The following is a 19,454-nucleotide window of genomic DNA, read 5'->3' on the forward strand; positions in this document are numbered from 1 at the left end:
ACAGGGTGGCCTCCTGAAGTCACCATCCTCACCACGCTTTATTTACGTTTGTTTGGAGCTGACCATGCGTCTTCGGAGACTGGCCGCCCTCGCGGTGCTGTCCCTCGCCGCTCTCACCGCCTGCGGTTCCGGGGGCGCCTCGGGTACGAGCGCGCTGAGAATCATGGCTCCGGCCGCGCCGGGAGGCGGCTGGGACCAGACCTCCCGCGTCGCCGGTGAGGCGCTCAAGACCGCCGACCCGTCCCGCAAGATCGAGGTCTACAACGTGCCCGGCGCGGGCGGCACCATCGGCCTCGCCCAGCTCGCGGGCGAGAAGGGCAACGGCGACCTGTTGATGACCATGGGCCTGGTCATGGTCGGCGCGGTCGAGCAGAACAAGTCCAAGGTCACCCTGGCCGACACCACGCCGATCGCGAAGCTCACCGAGGAGTACGAGATCATCGTGGTTCCCGCGGGGTCGCCGTACCAGACACTCGCCGACCTGGTGACGGCGTGGAAGGCGGACCCGACGAAGATCGCCATCGCGGGCGGCTCGGCCGGGGGCACCGACCACATCGTGGCGGGCCTGATGGCCAAGGCCGCGGGCATCGACCCCAAGCAGGTCAACTACATCGCCCACTCCGGCGGCGGCGAGGCGCTCAACGCGCTGCTCGGCGAGAAGGTCGCGATGGGGATCTCCGGCATCGGCGAGTTCGCCGAGCACGTGAAGTCCGGCAAGCTGCGCGCCATCGGCGTCAGCTCCCCCGAGCGGCTCGCCAACGTGGACGCCCCCACCATCAAGGAGGCGGGCCTGGACGTGGAGCTGGCCAACTGGCGGGGCTTCGTCGCGCCCGGCGGGCTGGACGACGCGGCGAAGAAGAACCTCACCGACGTGGTCACCAAGATGCACGACTCCCCGGCGTGGAAGGACGCGGTGACCAAGAACGGCTGGGCCGACGTCTTCCAGACCGGTCAGCCGTTCGCCGACTTCCTCGCGGCGGAGCAGACCAAGGTCAAGGGCATCATCGCGGAGATGGGCCTCGTCTCCTGATGCTGCCCGCAGAAGACCCGTCCCGTCCCACCGGCACCGGATCCGCCGGTGCCGGTGCGGCCGGTGCCGGATCCGAGCCCACCGCCGTCGCCCGCGCGGGCGACGGCGGTACCGGCCGTGAGACCGGCACGCCATCCGGCTCCGTAAGCGTCCCGAATTCAGTGAACGACCCCGGCTCCACGAACTCCATGAACGCCCCGGGCGCGGTGCCCGAGGCAGAGGAGGGCGGGTGGTCGTGGCGGCGGCCCGAGCTGGGGCTGGCGGTGCTGGTCCTCGTGCTGGGGGCGTTCGTGATCGTCGGCACCGCCGACGTGACCGCCGCGGGCTCCGCCCTCGGTCTCGGCCCCCGGTTCTTCCCCGCCCTGGTCGGCGGCGCGATGCTGCTGATCGGGCTGTTCTACGTGGTCGACGTGCTCAGAGGAGGCCACGGCGACCCCGAGGACGCCGAGGACGTCGACACCGGCGCGCGGGCCGACTGGCGGACGGTCGCGCTGGTCAGCGTGATCTTCCTGGCCTTCGCCGGGCTGCTCGACCTGCTCGGCTGGATCATCGCGGGCGCGCTGCTCTTCTTCGGCCTGTCCGTGACGCTCGGGGCGGCCCACCGGCTGCGCGCGGGCGTCATCGCGATCCTGCTGTCCACCCTCACCTACCTGATGTTCGTCAAGGGCCTCGGCGTGACGCTGCCGGCCGGGCTGCTGTCCGGGGTGATCTGAGTGGACTCCTTCCAGCTGTTGATGGACGGCTTCGCGACCGCCCTCACCCCGGTCAACCTGCTCTACGCGCTGGCGGGCGTCACGCTGGGCACGCTGGTGGGCGTGCTGCCCGGCATCGGCCCCGCCATGACCGTGGCGCTGCTGCTGCCGATCACGTTCACCGTGCCTCCGGCGAGCGCGTTCATCATGTTCGCGGGCATCTACTACGGCGGCATGTACGGCGGGTCGACCACCTCGATCCTGCTCAACACGCCCGGTGAGAGCTCCTCGATGATCACCGCGCTCGAGGGCAACAAGATGGCCAAACGCGGCCGGGCGGCCCAGGCGCTGGCGACGGCCGCGATCGGCTCGTTCGTCGCGGGCACCATCGCCACCGCGCTGCTGGTCGTCGCGGCGCCCCTGGTGGTGGACTTCGCGATCTCCTTCGGTCCCGAGGACTACTTCGCGCTGGCCATCCTGGCCTTCACCGCGGTGTCGTCGGTGCTGTCCCGCTCCGTCGTACGGGGGCTGGCCTCGCTCGGCCTCGGCCTGGTCATCGGGCTCGTCGGCATCGACCAGCAGACCGGGCAGGCCAGGTTGACCCTGGGCATCCCGCAGCTGCTCGACGGCATCGACGTGGTGATCGTCGCGGTCGGGCTCTTCGCCCTGGGCGAGGTGCTCTACGTCGCCTCGCGGCTGCGGCACGGCCAGCCCGAGGTGATCCCGGTCGGCCGGGCGTTCCTCGGCCGCTCCGACTGGGCGCGTTCCTGGCGGCCGTGGCTGCGCGGCACCGCGCTCGGCTTCCCGTTCGGCGCGCTGCCCGGCGGCGGCGCGGAGATCCCCACGTTCCTGTCGTACTCGATCGAGAAGCGCCTGGCGCGCGGGGTCGCCCGCGAGGAGTACGGCAAGGGCGCCATCGAGGGGGTCGCCGGTCCCGAGGCCGCGAACAACGCCTCGGCGGCGGGCACGCTCGTCCCGCTGCTCACGCTGGGCCTGCCCACCTCGGCGACGGCCGCGATCCTGCTGGCGGCCTTCCAGCAGTACGGGCTGCAGCCGGGCCCGCAGCTGTTCGACCACAACCCGGCGCTGGTCTGGGGCATGATCGCCTCGCTGTTCGTGGGCAACACCATGCTGCTGGTGCTCAACCTGCCGCTCGCCCCCATCTGGGCCCGGGTGCTGCAGATCCCCCGGCCCTACCTCTACTCGGGGATCGTGCTGTTCGCGGCGCTCGGCGTCTACGCGCTGAACTCCTCCTGGGTGGAGCTGGTCATCCTCTACATCCTGGGCCTGCTCGGTTTCGCGATGCGCCGCTTCGGCCTGCCGGTGGCCCCGGCGGTGATCGGCCTGATCCTGGGCCCGATGGCCGAGATCCAGCTCCGCCGGGCCCTGGCCATCGGCGCGGGCGACGTGACGGTCCTGGTCAAGAGCCCGATCGCGGCGACGCTGCTGGTCATCTCGCTCCTGGCGCTGTTCACGCCGCTCATCAGGAAGGTGGCCGCCCGCCGCGGCGCCTGACCCCGGACGCGGCACACGCGGGCACGGACGAACGTCCGTGCCCGTTTTTCTTTTTGGAGCTCAGGGAGGGCGACCAGCAGGTCTTCCTTGTGGAGCTCAGGGGGTGAGGGCGGCCAGCAGGTCGTCCAGCCCGGCCTTGACGCGCTCGACCGTCACCCCGTGGTCACGCAGGCGGTGGGCGAGCAGCGGCGCGGCCAGCGGGGCGAGCAGGGCGTCGGCGAGGACGTAGGCGTCGGCGCCGGGTCTGGCCTGGCCGACGAGCATCGACAGGTGGGCGTGGTAGGCGTCGTAGGCGCCGCCGAAGCGGGCGAACGGCGTCGCCGTCTCGGCCATCACCAGCAGGTCCAGCTGCTCCACGGTCCTGTCGGCGAGGGCGTGCAGGAAGCCGCGGATGCGGGCGGGCGCCCCGGCCCCGGGCCCCAGCGGCGGCGGCCCCTCGATGAAGGCCGCCTGGAACTCGCGTTCCCGCTCGTCGATGAGCGCGTACGCCAGCCCCGAGCGATCGCCGAACCGGCGGTACAGCGTGCCGACTCCGACTCCCGCGGCGGCGGCGACCTCCGCCATCGCGAGCCCCTCGACGCCGTGAGCGGCGACGATGCCGGCGGCGGCGGCGAGGATCTTCGCTCGGTTGCGCGCCGCGTCGACCCGCTCGCGGCGCGGGTTCATGACGACGTCCACGATCACAGGCTACTGGAGACTTGTAAGCGGAATCCGTTCCGCTTTATGGTTAAGCGGAACTGATTCCGCTTAAGGAGCACACATGACACGCAAGGTCGCGCTCGTCACCGGGGGAAGCCGTGGGATCGGCGCCGCCATCGCCGTACGCCTGGCCGCCGAGGGTGCCGACGTGGTGATCACGTACGCGCGCTCGGCGGAGCGGGCGGCGGCGGTCGTCAAGGAGATCGAGGCCGTCGGCACCCGCGGGCTGGCCGTGGCGGCGGAGGCCACCGACGCCGGGATGCTGGTCGCCGCGGTCGAGCGGACGGTCGCCGAGTTCGGGCGGATCGACATCCTGGTCAGCAACGCCGGTGTCGCCCCGTTCGGCCCGCTGGAGGAGGTGACGCTCGCCGAGGTCGACAGCACCCTCGCGATCCACTCCCGCGCCTCGTTCGTACTGGCCCAGGCCGCCGCCCGGCACATGGGCGAGGGCGGCCGGATCATCTGCATCGGCAGCAGCCTCGCCGAGCGCGTGCCGTACCCGGGGTGGACGCTCTACGCGATGAGCAAGTCCGCGCTGGTCGGCCTGACCAAGGGGCTCGCCAGGGACCTGGGGCCGAGGGGCATCACGGCCAACCTGATCCATCCCGGTTCGACCGACACCGAGATGAACCCGGCCGACAGCCCCGAGGCGGCGGAGGAGCGGCGCTTCACCGCCCTGGACCGCTACTGCGCCCCCGGCGACATCGCCGCCACCGTCGCGCACCTGGCGGGAGAGGGCGGCAGGAACATCACCGGCGCCACCATCACCGTCGACGCGGGCACCACGGCCTGACCGCCGTGGCCTGGGTCCTGCTTCTCGCCGCCGCCGCACTGGAGATCGTCTGGGCCACCGCGCTCGAACGCTCGGACGGGTTCACCCGGCCCTGGCCCGCGGCCATCGGAGTGACGGCGGCGGTCCTGAGCTTCGTCATGCTCGCCTTCGCGCTCAGGACGCTGACCATGGGCACCGCGTACGCGGTCTGGGTCGGGCTCGGCACGCTCGGGGTCGCCGCCGTGGGCATCGTCGCCCTGGGCGAGAGCGCGGCCCCCGGCCGGCTCGCCTGCCTGGCGCTCATCCTGGTCGGGGTCATCGGTCTCAAACTCCTGGACGGATGACGCGCGGGCGACACGACGGCGCGTCATCGGGGTTTCGTGACGCCGGAGCCCCGTGACGGGAAACGGCCGCCCGGCCGTGGGGAGCCGGGCGGCCGGGCCTGTCCCGGGAAGGGGGCTATTCCCGCAGGGTGTCGACGGCCGGGCCGTCGAATTTCCGGCCGTCCTCCCTGGCCAGATAGGTGCACGAAACCCATCCCGTGGTGCCGGAGGGCAATCCCGAGGCCGACCTCGCGCCCAGCCGGAAGTTGCACCAGCCGTTCGTCGAGCTCGGATTGAGAATCCGCCCGTAATCGCCGTGGTAGAGATAGCCGATAACCGTTGACCCTCCGGGACTCGACCGCAGGCGCACCCCGTTGGCGATGACCACCGCGTCCACGGCCGGGGTCGCCGACAGGACGGAAGCGCTGCTCACAGGGGCTGCCTGGGCGGGAACGGCCACAACACCCATTCCCGTGACGGTCGCCAGCGCCACTGCGGCGAATGCCAGAAGCTTTTTCATTGGACGTTCTTCCGATCGCGGGGTCAGGTCATGTCGGAGTGAAAGGTGGGACTGCAGTGATTACTGTGCAAGCCATCAAGAATTTCGTCAATACCTATTCAGTCTCAGAAATGTGAATTACCACATAGAAAAGGCCCCTCCGATTACAGGAATGCAAGCGACCGAAAGGATATTTCACCGCCCGCCATCCGGCCGGACGGACGGAAAGGCGCGGGCGATCACATCGCGGACCGCCCGTCTCACGGGCCGGACGGCCCGAGCCTCCGCCGTCCGACATCGCGGCGGCGGACCCGGCCCGTCCTCAGGGGACCGTCACCCCCGGCCCCGGGCGCCACAAGCGGGGCACAAGTGGTCCACAAGTGATCATTCCTAGATTCCTCCGTAGAACCGGGGCCCGGAGACGGGGACCCGGTGACCGGCTCTCGACACCGAGGCCGGAGGAGCAGCTGGGGTCGCGGCGACGCGACCGAGAGGAGTGATCATGTCGAAGATCACGATCGACGACCTGCCCTTCGAGGGCGCCGAGCTGGCCGAGGCCGAACTGGGCCAGGTCTCCGGCGGCAAGTGGTCGGTCAGCGCCTGGAAGAAGGACCTGCCCTGCGAGTGGTGGCAGTACTAGCCCGCCCGCCTCACACGGTCATGTCGAAGATCACGATTGACGACCTGCCCTTCGGGGGCGCCGCGCTGACCGACGCCGAACTGGGCCAGGTCTCCGGCGGCCTGCCCGGCGGGTGGGTGCTGACCTACCGCCCGGAGGGCTGCGTCCGCGAGTCCACCGGCTGATCGGCCCGGCCACCCGCCCGCGATGGGACGGGCCGGGTCTTCGGCGGGCAGCGCGTCGGGCGCATCGGATGAACACGGCGCGGCGGGACGGGACACGCGTTCCGCCGCGCCTTCGAGACGGGACCGGACAGTGATTCTGATCATCAGCAGGCGAGGGGACGGAGCGGTCGAGAGGGTCATGACCGCGCTCCGGCGGCGCGGCGCCCGCCTGGTGGGACCGGACGGTGACGCGGACACCGTCGCGAACGGCCCCGGAACGCCGGTGCTGTGGTGGGACACCGGCGACTTCCCGAGCCGCAGCCGGATCACCGCGTCGTTCACCGGCGGGAGGCGGCGGCTGCTACTGGACACCGGGACGGAGACGGTCGACCTGTCCCGCGTCACCGCGGTCTGGCGCAGCCGTCCGAACGCGCCCTCCGCGGCCGGTACCGTGACCGAGCCGAGTCACCGCGCGCACGTCGACCAGCAGGCGGAGTTCATGCTGGACGGGGTGTGGAGCCTCCTGCCCGCGCGCTGGCTGCCCGGACGCCGGGCGGACGAGCGCCGCGCGCACAACAAGATCTTCCACATGGCGCGGGCGATCGAGCTGGGCTTCTCCGTACCCGACACGGTGTACACCAACGACCCCACGGAGCTGACGAGCGCGTACGAGTCGGCGGAGCGGCTGGTCGCCAAGCAGATCACCGCCGAGCGGTTCCAGATCGACGGCGCCGAGCACCGCGCGTTCACCACCGTGGTCACCCGCCGCCACCTGACCTCCCGGCACCGCGTCCAGCACGAACCGGTGATCCTGCAGCCCTACGTCCCCAAGGCGGTCGAGCTGCGGGTGATCGTCGTGGGAGAGCGGGTGTTCGCCGCGGAGATCGACGCGTCGGCCTCCCGGGCGGCCAGGGACGACTGGCGGCACTACGACAACGACCGGGTCAGGTACGGCGTACACGAACTGCCCGCCGAGGTGGCGTCGCGCTGCGCCCTGCTGGTCGCCGACGTCGGCCTGACCTACGCGGCGCTGGACCTCATCGTCACCCCCGGCGGCGAGTACGTCTTCCTGGAGCTGAACTCCAACGGCGCGTGGGGGTTCGTCGAACTGTGGACCGGGCTGCCCGTCAGCGACGCGATCGCGTGCTGGCTCCTGGACGGAACGGACGGAACTGACGAAATGGACGGAGGAACACCGTGACCGATTTCGCGAAGGCCCTGCGATCCGGGGCCTCCCTGCTCCGTACGCTGCCCCGCCGCGACTCGGGCGTCGCCGACGCCCACCGCGCGGTCGGCGAGTGGGCGGCGCGGCATCCGGGGATCCGGGCGCAGCTCGTCGTCGACCGGCGCCCCGGGACCCCGGTAGTCGACTACGACCTGCTCCTCGACCACCCCGAGGGCGGTACGGTCGCGCTCACCGCCCCTCCCGAGGACGGGGTGCCCTGGCTGATCGACCACTCGACGCACTGGGCGGCCGGGTACCTGGTCAGCGTCAACGACGTGGACGTGACGGTCCCCCAGGCCCTGACCATGCTGCGCTCGCTCTCCCGGCGGGACGCGTCGCCGTACCGGGAGATCGTCGACCAGTGCCTGCTCGTCGAGGCCGCCCAGGAAACCGCCGACACCGAGCCCCTCACCGCCGCCGACCTCCAGGCGACGGCCGACGAGTTCCGCAGGGGCCGGGGGCTGCACGACCGCGCGTCGACCCTGGCCTGGATGACCGAGGCCGGTATGTCGGGCGAGCGGTTCGAGGCGTACATCACCGAGATCGCCCGGCGCCGCCGGTTCCGCCAGGGCAGGGAGGCGGAACTGGCCCCGGGCCACCTGGCCGCGAACCCCGGCGACTTCGCCCGTGTCAGGGCCGTGTGGGTCACCGGCGGGGAGAAGGTGACCGCCACCACCCCGGCCGGTCTCCTCGCCGTACTGACCTCACTCGGCGAGAGCGCGCCGACCTCCGGGGAGGCGACGTCGGCCTCGCCCGGGAAAACCACGATGACCTCCCCCGACGAGACGACACCGGCCCCGCCCGGCGAAACCGCGGTGCCCCTGCCCGGTGAAACCGCTGCGACCCCGCCCGGAGAAACCGAGGTGCCCCCGCTCGGGGAGACGGCGGTGACCTTCGCGACCCGCTGGGAGGCGGAGCTGCCGGAGGCACTGCGCGGTACGGAACCCGGCACGGTCGTCGGCCCGGTGGAGCTGCCCGAGGGCGGCTACCTGACCGGCGCCGTCCTGTCCAGGAGCCCGGCCACCGGCGACGCGGAGACGCTGGCCGCCGCCGGACGCGCCGCGTTCACCGGCTGGCTGGCGGAGCGCCGCGCCGAGGCCACGGTCGAGTGGCACTGGTCGTGACCGATCCGGACAGCACCCGGGCCGTCCCCGCGCCCGGCCGGCACAGGATCATGCACTGGGAGGACGCCGAGGGATACCGTACGCGGCCCCCCTACGCGCCTCCCGCCTCCCTGCCGCACCCCCCGACGACGACCACCGGACCCGGGGTGCGGCCCGCAACGACCGGCACCGGTCCTCAGCCGCAAGTCCCGGCGACCGCCACCGGCGCTCAGGCACAACGCCCGGCGGCCACCACCGTCTCCCGGGCGCAGACCCCGGCGGACGCTTCCGCCGCCCCGCCGCGATCCTCACCGAACGGCCCTCCCCCGGGGAGCGGCCCCGGGCGGCTCGTCTACCGGGAGGAGGCGTTGCGCAGGCATGTCGAGTCCCGCGCCGCCACCCGGATGCCGCTGGTGATCAGCGGCCCGTCGTTCCTGCTGCTGTGGATCGTGGTGGCCGTCGTCCTGGCGGCCGGTGCCGCGCTGATCACACTCGCACTGGGAGCGGACGGCCTGGGAACGGGCGGACTCGGAGCAGACGTACTGGGAGCAAAAGTACTCGGAGCAAACGGACCGGGAGCGGGCGGATGAGAAGCCGCGTACCCGTCCTGTTGCAGAACACCGTCACCGAGTGCGGCGCCGCGTGCCTGGCCATGGTGCTCTGCCACCACGGCCACCGCACCACGCTGCACCAGGTGTCCGAACGGCTCCAGGTCGGCAGGGACGGGCTGAGCGCCAAGGCGATCGTGGAGGGGGCCCGCGAGCACGGCCTGAAGGCGCGCGCCTTCTCCCTCGCCCCCGAGGACCTGGCGCGCGTGCCGCTCCCCGCGGTCGCGCACTGGGAGTTCAACCACTTCGTGGTGGTCGAGCGCTGGTCGCCCGACCGGGTGGACCTCGTCGATCCCGGGCGGGGCCGCCGCCGCCTGACCTCGGAGGAGTTCGGCGCCGGGTTCACCGGCGTGCTGCTGGTCTTCGAACCCGGCGAGGGCTTCCATCGCGGCGCGTCCTCGATGGCGAGCGCCTGGCGGCGTGAGTTCGTCAGCACCCTGTTCCGGCGCCGCCGCGGCCTGCTCGCGCAGGTCATCGCGGCCTCGCTGCTGCTGCAACTCCTGGGGCTGGCCCTGCCGTTCCTCTCCCAGCTGCTGATCGACAGGGTCATCCCGTCGCGGGGAGCGGACCTGCTTCCCCTGCTGGGCGGGGCCGTACTGCTGGCCGGGGTGGCCCAGTTCGTGATCGGCTACCTGCGGGCCGCGCTGCTGGTGGCCGTACGGGCCCGTGCCGACCAGGAGCTCACCGAGGGGGTGATCGGCCACCTGGTGGCGCTGCCGTACCGGTACTTCGCGCAGCGCGGCAAGGGCGACCTGCTCACCCGGGCCGCCAGCGTCTCCACGCTGCGCGACATCCTCACCGGCCAGATCGTGGCGGCGCTGCTGGACGGCCCGCTCGCCGTCGGCTACCTCGTACTCGTGTACGTCTGGGATCCCGTCTTCGGGCTGGCGCTGACCGGGGTGGTCGCGGCCCAGGGGCTCCTGGTCCTGTCCACCACCCGGCGGATCAACCTGCTCACCCAGCAGGAGCTGGCCGCCTTCTCCGCGTCGCAGAGCAGCCTCATCCAGGCGATCACCGGCATCGAGACGCTGAAGGCGTCCGGCGCGGAGAGCCGGGCGGTGGAGCAGTGGTCGGCCCACTTCACCCAGCAGCTCAACGCCGACGTACGCAGCGGCCTCACCCAGGGCCTGGTGGAGGCCGCGCTGTCCGCGATCCGGGTGGTCGCCCCCCTCGGCCTGCTGTGGCTCGGCACGTGGCGGGTCCTCGACGGGGAGCTGACCGTGGGCGCGCTGATCGCGCTCAACGCCATCGCGCTCGGCGCCCTGACCCCGCTGGGCTCGCTGATGACCGGCCTGCAGAGCCTGCAGCAGGCGGGCGCGCACTTCGACCGCCTGTCCGACATCCTGGCCTCGGAGCCCGAGCCCAGCGACGGCATCGAGGTGCTGCGGCTGCGCGGCGCGGTGGAACTGCGCGGCGTGGGCTTCCGGCACGACCCCCGGGGCCCGTGGGTGGTGCGGGACGTCTCGGTCTCCATCCGGCCTGGGCAGAAGGTCGCGCTGGTGGGCGCCTCGGGGTCGGGCAAGAGCACGCTGGCCAGGCTGCTGCTCACCCTGCACGCCCCGGTGGAGGGCGAGATCCTGTACGACGGCGTCCCGGCCTCCGAGCTCAACCTGCGCAGCCTGCGCCGCCAGTTCGGCGTGGTCGGCCAGGACCCCGCCCTGTTCAGCGGCTCGATCCGGGAGAACATCGCGCTGAACTTCCCCGACGCGCCCCTGGATCGGGTGGTCGCCGCGGCCGAGGTGGCGGCGCTGCACGAGGAGATCATGGCCATGCCGATGAAGTACGAGACGATGCTGACCGACGGCGGCGGTCTCTCCGGCGGCCAGCGCCAGCGGCTCTCACTGGCCCGCGCCATCCTGCCGAGGCCGAAGATCCTGCTGCTCGACGAGGCCACCAGCAGCCTGGACAGCGCCACCGAGGCGACCATCGAGTCCAACCTGTTCTGGCTCACCCAGACCCGGATCGTGATCGCCCATCGGCTGAGCACGATCCGGGACGCGGATCTTATCCTGGTGGTCGACTCCGGCCGCGTCGTCGAACGCGGCACCCACGACGAGCTGATGGCCGTCGGCGGCACGTACGCCAACCTCGTCGCAACCCAGGCCACCCCCGCCTGACGAGGGTTACGTGCTCACCCGACGGCGTAGGCGCGGGTGATCGTCTGGGTGAGGCCGGCGCCGGAGGTGTCGGTCACCGTCGCCCGCAGCGAGACGAATCCCGGCGTGTTCGGGTTGGGCACCGTGGCGGTCCATCCCGAGGCGGCGGGAACGACCGGAATCCGGTGCCAGCTCACGCCGTCGTCGGAGGACATCTCCAGCCGGACGGATCTCACCGCCGCCTTGGCGGCGCCCGGGTTGCGCTCGATCCACATGGGCAGCCTGGTCCGCGCGCCGGGCTTGGCGTGGTTGAGGTCGTCGAGCCCGTCGGGGGCGTAGCGGACCGCCATCAGCGGCAGCGGCCGTTCTTTGGCGGTGTTCGCCGAACGGAACGTCCAGGTGGCGTCCACGGCCGTCGACAGCGTCGAGTGCGGCACCTGCCTGCGCATCGACGCGCTCAGCGTGTACGCGGCGGATTCCGCGGGCAGGTCGGCGCGGAGCTCGCACGTCTCCGGCCGGTAGTGGGCGCACTCGGCGAGGTCGCTCTCGGCGATCACCTGCCCGTTCCTGGCGAGGGTGGCGGTACCGGTGGCCGCGCTGTCGGTCCCGGTCCTGCCGGCGGCGCCGTCGGCGAAGAGCGTGCCGGCGGAGAGGGTCAGCTCGTCGCCGGTACGGCTGCCACCGGGCATGGCGAACGAGGGGCCGGTGACCGCGGCGTTCCACGTCTCCCGGGTGTGCCCGCGCCTCAGGGTTCTGCCGCTGTCGGCCAGCACGGACGTGCCGACCTCAAGCATGCTTTCCCAGACCTGTCCCGGCGTCCGGTACTGGATGAGCGTGCCGGGCAGGCTCATATTCCGCCGAAGCGCCGTGAGCATCGCGCCGTACGTGCTGTCGGTGTCACGGAACCGGGGCCCGGCGAGCGGGGTGCCCTGGGCCGCCACCCCGGACGCCCGGTAGGTCGCCGTCACCTTCGCGAGATCCCGCTGCCTGGCGGCGTACGTGGGATCCTCGGGGATCCCGTCGGTCCGGCGGTCGACGAGGTGGTAGACGTACGGGCTCGGCGACACGTCCTTGCTCTCCCAGACGGTGTCGAGCATGTAGCTCAGTCCCGCCTTGCGTACGGGAACGACGGAGACCTTCGCTTCGGCGGAACCCGTGAGGAACAACCAGCTGAGCGTCCACGGCCCGTAGCCCATCTGGAACCCGAGGTAACCTCGGGGCGCCGCGGTCGGGTCGTCGAGCGTGAACCGCGCCCGCTTTCCCTGACGTGCGTCCACCGTCACCCGCTGGTCGGCGTCGTCGACCTTCACCGTGGTGTGGCTGATCGTGATCCCGGCCGTCCGCTCGTCGATGTCCGCGTAGAGGTTCCACTCGCCCTTGGGCAGCCGGGCCCTGCCCACTCCGTCCCTGAAGACCAGTGCACGGGTGGCACCGGTGCCCGGGTCGTAGAGCTGGGCGTATGCGTCGACGGGCTGGCCCTGACTGTCGAGAGCGGTGACGGTCACGTCGTGGGACTCCGGCTCGACGTACGCGCCGGCCAGGGTGCGGATCACGGTCTCGCCCGATCGGGCGGTGACGGTCCCGGGGTAGTCGCCCGGAGCCTTGCCGCTCGCGTCGATGGTGAGCGTGACCGACGTCTGTCCTGCCGCGGGCACCTCGATCCGCTGGGCCGACAGCTTCAGCACCTCACTCTCGGCGGTGAGGTCGAGGGTGACCGGGGCGTCGCCGGAGTTGGCGTAGGTGATGGTCCTGGTCGCCGTCCGCCCATCCTGTTCATCCTGGCTGTCCCGGCGGTCTTGGCCGTCCTGCCTGTTTTGCCTGTCCTGGCCGTCCTGGCCGTTCCAGGGGAAGGCGGCCCACACGTTGCCCGGTTCGGCCACGACGGGCTGGGCGAGCGCACGCACCAGGTCCACCCGCCCGGCGCCCTGCTGGTAGGTCGTGGTGCCGGGTGAAGGGGCGGCGCTGCCGATGAGGGCGGCCTTGAGCCGCTCACCGCTCCAGCCGGGGTGGCGCTGGGCGAGGATCGCGGCGGCCCCGGCCACGTGCGGGGAGGCCATCGAGGTGCCGCTCATCGCGACGTGGGAGCCCTCGGCGGTGCCCGCGGCAGCCGCGGCCACGATGTCCACCCCCGGCGCCGTGACGTCCGGCTTGATCGCGTGGTCGCCCTCGCGGGGGCCGGTGCTGGAGAAACCGGCCAGCCGGTCCTCACGGTCGACGGCGCCGACCGTGAGGGCCGCGTCGGCGCTGCCGGGACTGCCCACCGCGTTCGCGCCTCTGTTTCCCGCGGCCACGACGAACAGCGTGCCGGTCTGGGCCGACAGCGTGTTCACCGCCTGCTCCACGGGATCGATCTCCACCGTGTCCGGCGCACCGAGGCTCATGTTGACGACCTTGGCCTTGACCTCGACGGCGGCCCATTCCATCCCGGCCAGGATGGCGGAGTCGGTGGCGCCGAGGAAGGTGCCCACCTTTCCGATGGCGAGTTTCGCGTCCGGCGCCACGCCCCGGTACCTCTCCCCGGCCCCGGCGACGGTCGAGGCGACATGGGTGCCGTGGCCGACGGTGTCGCGGATGTCGGGATCCTCGGTGAAGTTGCGCTCCTGCGCCACCACGCCCTTCAGGTCGGGGTGGTCGGGGTCGTAGCCGGAGTCGAGCACGGCGACCGTGACACCCTTACCGGTCATCCCCTGCTTCCACGCCTCGGTGGCACCGATCTGCTTGACGCTCCGGTCGAGGCTGAAGGACCGGCGGCCGTCCAGCCAGATCTTCGTCGTCCCCGCTGCCAGGGCGCGGGCACCGCCCGTCAGGTCCTTCCACGCCTGGCCCGCGCTCGCCTTGGGCACGCGCAGCGCGCTCACCCCGAGGGAGACGAGCCGCCGGGTCTGCCGCGCCCCCGGCGGCAGGGGAGCCGTCCCCTCGGGCGACTGGGCGATCAGCGGGATGTCGGCCGTGTCGGCGTCGCCGTAGCGCCACGCCAGCAGCTGGGTGACGTCGAACAGCCGCCGGTCCAGCACCCCCTCGGCGACCAGCGCCCTGGCGTCGGACGGGATCACGTACAGATGGCCCTCGCGCACCTGCTTCATGAACCCGACCTGCCTGCCGGGGCCGGGCTCCACGCGATACCCGCCACCGGTGACCACGACCCGGTCACCGGTGATCAGGGTCACGCTGCTCGCTTTTTCCTTCTCCGGTGGCTGGGCACCGGCCTGCCGGCCTTGCGCCGGTGTGATGCCGAGCGTTCCCGCCAGCAGGGCGGCGGCGAGTACGTTGCCTAAAATCATGAACTTCCTCTTCGGTAGCAGAGAGTGATTCACTTCTCGGGCTGTTTCAGGGGCTGCGTCATCCCTCCGGGACCCGGGGCTCACCGGGTCAGCCCGTCGCGCAGCCCTGCTTCTCGTTCAGAATCTTCACCCTCTCGGCGGGCATCGGCGCGTCGGCGACCAGGAGGGAGGTCTTGCCAAACTCGCTCAGAAAGCCGTTGGTCACGTACATGGAGCCGGGCACCGACGTCCTGGCCTCCGGGTCCTGACCCCGCTTGTCGGGGTCGGGGTCGACGACCAGGAACTCGTCGACGACCAGTCCGCGCTGCTTCAGCGTCGCCAGCACCTCGCTCACGAGTTTGTTGCGGAACGGCACGCAGTGCATGGGTTCGCCGCGGAAGTCGAAGTTGGTGATGACCTGGTACTTCTCGCCGGGACGGCCTTCTCTGCCGAGAATGACCTCCACCGAGCCGGTGAAGTTCTTGAGGACCTTCACACCGATCGGACAACCGGCCGGCTTCTCGCACTGTCCGGACCGGTCAATGGTCTTGATCTTGTCCTGGTGGACGAAGCCGTCCCGGAGGTCGCCGCCGGGCGGCCTGGGGACGATGTCGCCATCGGGCGAGTTCTGGACGATGTCGCCGACACTGCTCGGCGACACGGGCACGACCCTCAGCGAGATGTCGAGACCGGCACCTCGAAGCTGGCTCTCATACACCTCAGGCTTGGTGTACAGGTCCTTGACCTCGATGACGTAGTAGTCGCCCTCCTCCTTGATGTCGAGCGCGGAGGCGGGCGTGGTGCTCAGGATCGAGGGGATCGCCCAGCCCGCCGCCATGACCGCCGCGGCGAGCGGGAGGGCGAGGAGCGGGCGCCACCTCCCGCGGGGAGTGGCGGGTACGGGCTCCGCGTCCATGATCATGCTCATCATCTCCCGCGCGGCCGGGGTCAGGCCGGGGCCCGGGTCGGGGGCGAGACGCTTGACGACTTCGCCGACGTCGGTGTTCACGTGTTCTCCCCTGCGAGGCTGACGGCTCGCGAGCCGTATTTGTTGAGATCGACGTCGGCGGCTGCCAGCTCGACGGCGAAACGCTTGCGGGCGCGATGCAGGCGCTGCCGTACGGCCATCCGCGAGCAGCCCAGCACCCTGGCGATCTCGGCAGTGTCGAGCCCCTCCCAGCCGACGAGCGACAGCAGCTCCCTGTCGTCGCCGGACAGGCGCATGAAGGCTTCGCGGGTGACCTCGGGTGCCTGGTTCACCACCGAGCCGGTCCAGGCGGTGAGTTCCTCGCGCAGGCGCAGCGTCAGGGCCGTCCTGCGTGACTCGCCCCGGCGGTGGTTGGCCAGGGTGCGCCTGGCCACGCCGTACAGCCAGAGTCTGGCCCCGTCACCGGACGGCACGTCGGCGAGCCGCCTCCACGCCGTCGTGAACGTTTCCGCGATCACGTCGGCGGTGGCGTCGGGGTGGTCGGTGCGCCGCCGGACGTAGCTGGAGACTGCCGCGTAGTGCTCCGTGTAGATCTCCTCGAAGCGCCGCCGGGACTCCGGTACTCCCACGTCGTCGTCCTTCCGGTACAGGAATGTCACATGAGAGCAGATGTCCGGATATTTCATGTTGTGACAGCAATTCAGGCAGGCAACAGCAAGCACCGAGGATGCGCGTCACCTCAGCGGCGGACCCGCCCGGCACCTGCGGACGATCGGTGCCGCTCCCGGCGGGATCGGCACGTTCGCCGAGGCGCTGCCGGAACGGGGAACGGTTCTCGCCGTCGGCCCGTGTGGGGCGGCCCATGATTGCGATCCGGACGCCCGATAGGTCATCATGGCGGGCATGACCTACAGGAAGGGCGGCCACCGCCCCAGCCGGTGAACCCCGGCACGTGGAAGCTGGGCGACGATCCTCTCGGCGATCGCCCCACCTTCCTCGCTCACGCACTCGCGATGTCCCTGCGGTACGGCCCCGGCCCGTGGCCCGAGGACGCCCACCGGCTCCCCGACGACCAGCCCCGCCCCACCGGCGACGAGCCGTTCATCAGCGGCGTCGTCATGGACGGCATCCAGACCCATCACTTCGGCGTCAAGCCCGACGGCGACGCCGTCATCGAGATCTCCGACCTGCTCGACAGGCTCGTCACCGGCGACCCCGCCCACGACGAGCTACTGCGGCTGCACGATCGGCTGAGCGCCGTCTCGGCGCTCGGCATCGCCGACGATCTCATCGACCGGATCCGGCGACGACGACTTCCCCGAGACAGGATCGGCGCGGTCGGACGGCATCTGGCCGAGTACGGCACCCACCGCGACGCCGTCAAGATCGGCATTGTGCTTCTCGGCGCCTGCGGGGACGAGCGGGACCGCGAGCTGCTGCTCCTGCTCGGCACGCTGGAGGAACTCACCCTGTACGCGGCGGTGGCGCTGCGGCGCACCCAGCCCGACCGCCAGCGCGTCACCTACGAACTGGCCCGCCGAGTGCGGGGCTGGGGTCGCGTCCACGCGGTGGAACGGCTCAAGGGGTGCGACGATCCGCAGATCAGGGCCTGGTTGCTCCGCGACGGCTTCCGCAACGGGATCATGAACGAGTACCTGGCCCACCTCGCGGCCACGACCGGTGACCTGTACTCGGCCCTGCTGGAACCGGAGGTCGACGACGCCTTGCTGGACGGCGCCGCGGACATCCTGGCCGCCCTGGCGTTGGGTGGCCCGGCCGAGGACATGGGCGACTACGACGACGCCGTACCGGCCATGCGTCGCCTCGCCGACCTCCTCACCGACCGGCGGGCCACGCTCGGCAGGCTGGACGCCGTACTGAGAATCCTGGCCTTCCTGCGCGAGCCCGGCGACGATCCGCCCTGGCCGTCCGACGCGATCGCGCGGCTCCGCCACCGCTACGAGGAACTCGTCGCCCGGCCCCGGTGGAACGACCTCGTACTGGAGTGCCTGGCCGATCCGCACCATGCCGATTTCGGCCGTGCGATGTGGGTCGCCGACGTACTCCACCTGCCGGTGGTCGCGCAGATCGTCGCCCGCCTGACGACCGATCCACTGGACGAGTTCGCCTGGCACCACGCCATGCGGCTCGCCACCGCCGAGGAGGCCGAACAGCTCGTCCACCTGGCCGGACGGCTCCTCCCCCTGGCCGAACTGTCCAATATGGCCGGTACGGCCGATGGGCCGGGGGATCACCTCGGCATCGGCGAGGAGTACCGGCCGGACAGGGCTCTGGAGTCCGTCGTGCGCGGGCTGGAGTCCTTCCCCGGCACCGGCCCGGCACTGATCGACGTGGCACTGCGCAACCGGGTCACCAGGGTCCGGCGCGCGGCCCTGACCACGCTGACCACCTGGCCGCCCTCGGCCGTACCGGACGAGGCGAGACAGTGGGTACGGCGGGCGGCATCGGTCGAACCACACGAGGAGACCAGGTCCGAGATGATCGATTTCCTTCGACATCGGCCCTGACGCGAAGGCCCGAACGCAGCCCGATCACCCTGGGCCCGGGGAGTCGTGACCGCACATGCCCGCGCGCGTCCTCGCACGGCGCGTACCGTGGGAGTGCTGCCGGAACTACCCACGAAGGCCGATCATGACCGCACCTGCTGACGACGGGGCACGGCGAATCGGCGAGAACGTTCGCGTCGCACGCCGTGCCAGGGGCACCAGCCTGGAGACGCTCGCCGGACTCGTCGGGCGCTCCAAGGGCTGGCTGGGCAAGATCGAAAATGGCCGGGTGCGGCTCGAACGGCGCTCGGACATCGCGGCACTGGCCGAAGCGCTCCAGGTCTCCGCCGATTTCCTCCTCGGCGGGCCCGCCCCGGAAGTCCGGCCGGAACGGCGCCACTACAACCTCGTACCGCTCCAGAGAACCCTGCTGGACTTCGCGCCCGACGATCCTCCCGACGTGCCCGCGCGCCCCGTCGAAATCCTCCGTACCGAGGTCGGCGAGGCCGACATGGCCCTGCGCCGGGGTGACTACGCGACGATGGCCCGGCTCCTGCCCGCCGTCGTCGGGGAGTTGTACGTCCACGTGGCGACCGGCGTCGAGCCCGCGAGAAGCGAGGCGCTGAAACTGCTCGTGATGGCCTGCGGGTCTGACGGAACGTGCATGCTGCGACACCTGGGAGAGACGAACCTCGCCTACATCAGCGGCGAGCGCGGGCAGCAGGCGGCCGACCTGCTCGGCGACCCGGTGTGGCGGGGGGCCGCCGCGTTCGGCCGGGCACACGCCCGAAGCTCGGCGAACAAGCCGAAACCCCTCATGGTCGCACCACGAATCGCCGACGAGGTGGAACCCCACATCGGCGATGATCTGTTCGCCCACCAGGTGCACGGCATGCTCCGGCTGAGCGCGGCCCTCTCGTACGAGATCCAGGGCGACCATCTGGGCGCCGACGACCAGGCCCGCGAGGCCGCCCGGCTCGCCGAGCCACTGGGCGACGCCCCCGACGCCTTCGAGCTGTTCGGGGTCGCCAACGTGGGCGTGTGGCGAACCTCCCTGGCCGTCGAAGCGGGCCGGCCGGGTGACGCGCTGGAGCACGCGGCGAGGGTCGATCCACGCGCGCTGGCCTCCGACAACCGGCGGGCCGCCCTGCGGATGGAGAAGGCACGCGCCCACGCGATGCTCGACCGCGACGCCGACGCCGTACGGGAGCTGCGGAAGGCCGAGCGGCTCGCTCCCACACAGGTGCACAACCACCCCCTGATCCGGGACCTGGTCGCCGACCTGCTCGACCGCTCGGGAGGCCGCGACCTGCGCGGCCTGGCATGGCGCATGAGCCTGATCTGACGAGGGTTTCCGAACGGAAACAACCCGCCTCTCGTTCGGACCTACCGTGTCGGTCGCACTACTCAACGT

Annotated in this window: 18 protein-coding genes; 13 read left to right on the forward strand and 5 right to left on the reverse strand. The window is 71.5% G+C overall.

The window, feature by feature from the left end:
- Positions 1–64: 64 nt before the first annotated feature.
- Genes ACW9TB_RS06685 through ACW9TB_RS06695 form a run of 3 tightly spaced genes read left to right on the forward strand, consistent with a single transcriptional unit; the run spans position 65 to position 3,237 of the window.
- Positions 65–1,030, forward strand: coding sequence for a Bug family tripartite tricarboxylate transporter substrate binding protein (locus ACW9TB_RS06685; RefSeq protein ID WP_472747037.1), 966 nt, complete (start codon positions 65–67; stop codon positions 1,028–1,030).
- Positions 1,030–1,743, forward strand: a complete 714-nt coding sequence (locus ACW9TB_RS06690; protein WP_472747038.1) for a tripartite tricarboxylate transporter TctB family protein — start codon at positions 1,030–1,032, stop codon at positions 1,741–1,743. Before ACW9TB_RS06685 ends, ACW9TB_RS06690 begins: the two co-directional genes overlap by 1 nt.
- Positions 1,744–3,237 (forward strand): tripartite tricarboxylate transporter permease, encoded by a 1,494-nt coding sequence (locus ACW9TB_RS06695; RefSeq protein ID WP_472747039.1) that lies wholly within the window; start codon positions 1,744–1,746, stop codon positions 3,235–3,237.
- A gap of 96 nt (positions 3,238–3,333) precedes the next feature.
- Here ACW9TB_RS06695 and ACW9TB_RS06700 read toward each other — a convergent pair whose 3' ends face one another.
- Entirely contained in the window at positions 3,334–3,915 is a 582-nt protein-coding gene (locus ACW9TB_RS06700; RefSeq protein ID WP_472747040.1) for a TetR family transcriptional regulator, read from the reverse strand.
- Positions 3,916–3,997: 82 nt separating this feature from the next.
- Here ACW9TB_RS06700 and ACW9TB_RS06705 point away from each other — a divergent pair, with 82 nt between their 5' ends.
- Complete coding sequence (locus tag ACW9TB_RS06705; protein WP_472747041.1) at positions 3,998–4,729, forward strand: SDR family NAD(P)-dependent oxidoreductase; 732 nt, start codon at positions 3,998–4,000, stop codon at positions 4,727–4,729.
- Between the two features lie 5 nt (positions 4,730–4,734).
- On the forward strand, positions 4,735–5,052 hold the full coding sequence (locus ACW9TB_RS06710; RefSeq protein ID WP_472747042.1) for a DMT family transporter: 318 nt from the start codon (positions 4,735–4,737) through the stop codon (positions 5,050–5,052).
- A gap of 115 nt (positions 5,053–5,167) precedes the next feature.
- Here the strand turns inward: ACW9TB_RS06710 and ACW9TB_RS06715 are convergent, their stop codons facing one another.
- Positions 5,168–5,551 (reverse strand): SH3 domain-containing protein, encoded by a 384-nt coding sequence (locus ACW9TB_RS06715; RefSeq protein ID WP_472747043.1) that lies wholly within the window; start codon positions 5,549–5,551, stop codon positions 5,168–5,170.
- A 481-nt stretch (positions 5,552–6,032) separates the two neighbouring features.
- On the opposite strand from ACW9TB_RS06715, the gene ACW9TB_RS06720 reads away from it, so the two are divergent.
- From ACW9TB_RS06720 to ACW9TB_RS06745, 6 genes are all read left to right on the forward strand, one after another.
- The gene (locus ACW9TB_RS06720; protein WP_350969444.1) at positions 6,033–6,170 is read left to right on the forward strand and encodes a putative ATP-grasp target RiPP; all 138 of its coding nucleotides are present in this window, start codon (positions 6,033–6,035) and stop codon (positions 6,168–6,170) included.
- Positions 6,171–6,190: 20 nt separating this feature from the next.
- Entirely contained in the window at positions 6,191–6,334 is a 144-nt protein-coding gene (locus tag ACW9TB_RS06725; RefSeq protein WP_472747044.1) for a putative ATP-grasp target RiPP, read from the forward strand.
- A 130-nt stretch (positions 6,335–6,464) separates the two neighbouring features.
- On the forward strand, positions 6,465–7,514 hold the full coding sequence (locus ACW9TB_RS06730; protein WP_472747045.1) for an MvdC/MvdD family ATP grasp protein: 1,050 nt from the start codon (positions 6,465–6,467) through the stop codon (positions 7,512–7,514).
- Complete coding sequence (locus tag ACW9TB_RS06735; RefSeq protein WP_472747046.1) at positions 7,511–8,662, forward strand: TIGR04500 family putative peptide maturation system protein; 1,152 nt, start codon at positions 7,511–7,513, stop codon at positions 8,660–8,662. The genes ACW9TB_RS06730 and ACW9TB_RS06735 overlap by 4 nt, the downstream gene beginning before the upstream one ends.
- Positions 8,647–9,231, forward strand: coding sequence for a hypothetical protein (locus ACW9TB_RS06740; RefSeq protein ID WP_472747047.1), 585 nt, complete (start codon positions 8,647–8,649; stop codon positions 9,229–9,231). Before ACW9TB_RS06735 ends, ACW9TB_RS06740 begins: the two co-directional genes overlap by 16 nt.
- Complete coding sequence (locus ACW9TB_RS06745; RefSeq protein ID WP_472747048.1) at positions 9,228–11,366, forward strand: peptidase domain-containing ABC transporter; 2,139 nt, start codon at positions 9,228–9,230, stop codon at positions 11,364–11,366. Before ACW9TB_RS06740 ends, ACW9TB_RS06745 begins: the two co-directional genes overlap by 4 nt.
- Before the next feature lie 14 nt (positions 11,367–11,380).
- Here the strand turns inward: ACW9TB_RS06745 and ACW9TB_RS06750 are convergent, their stop codons facing one another.
- The 3 genes from ACW9TB_RS06750 to ACW9TB_RS06760 form a co-directional block, all read right to left on the reverse strand.
- The gene (locus ACW9TB_RS06750; protein WP_472747049.1) at positions 11,381–14,626 is read right to left on the reverse strand and encodes a S8 family serine peptidase; all 3,246 of its coding nucleotides are present in this window, start codon (positions 14,624–14,626) and stop codon (positions 11,381–11,383) included.
- Between the two features lie 88 nt (positions 14,627–14,714).
- The gene (locus tag ACW9TB_RS06755; RefSeq protein ID WP_472747050.1) at positions 14,715–15,614 is read right to left on the reverse strand and encodes a hypothetical protein; all 900 of its coding nucleotides are present in this window, start codon (positions 15,612–15,614) and stop codon (positions 14,715–14,717) included.
- Positions 15,611–16,162 (reverse strand): RNA polymerase sigma factor, encoded by a 552-nt coding sequence (locus ACW9TB_RS06760; protein ID WP_472747051.1) that lies wholly within the window; start codon positions 16,160–16,162, stop codon positions 15,611–15,613. Before ACW9TB_RS06760 ends, ACW9TB_RS06755 begins: the two co-directional genes overlap by 4 nt.
- Positions 16,163–16,471: 309 nt before the next feature.
- On the opposite strand from ACW9TB_RS06760, the gene ACW9TB_RS06765 reads away from it, so the two are divergent.
- On the forward strand, positions 16,472–18,061 hold the full coding sequence (locus ACW9TB_RS06765) for a hypothetical protein (RefSeq protein ID WP_472747052.1): 1,590 nt from the start codon (positions 16,472–16,474) through the stop codon (positions 18,059–18,061).
- A gap of 124 nt (positions 18,062–18,185) precedes the next feature.
- Positions 18,186–19,385: a helix-turn-helix domain-containing protein gene (locus ACW9TB_RS06770; RefSeq protein WP_472747053.1), complete on the forward strand. Its 1,200-nt coding sequence runs from the start codon at positions 18,186–18,188 to the stop codon at positions 19,383–19,385.
- Positions 19,386–19,454: the final 69 nt, after the last annotated feature.

The sequence above is a fragment of the Streptosporangium sp. H13245 genome, assembly GCF_055690525.1.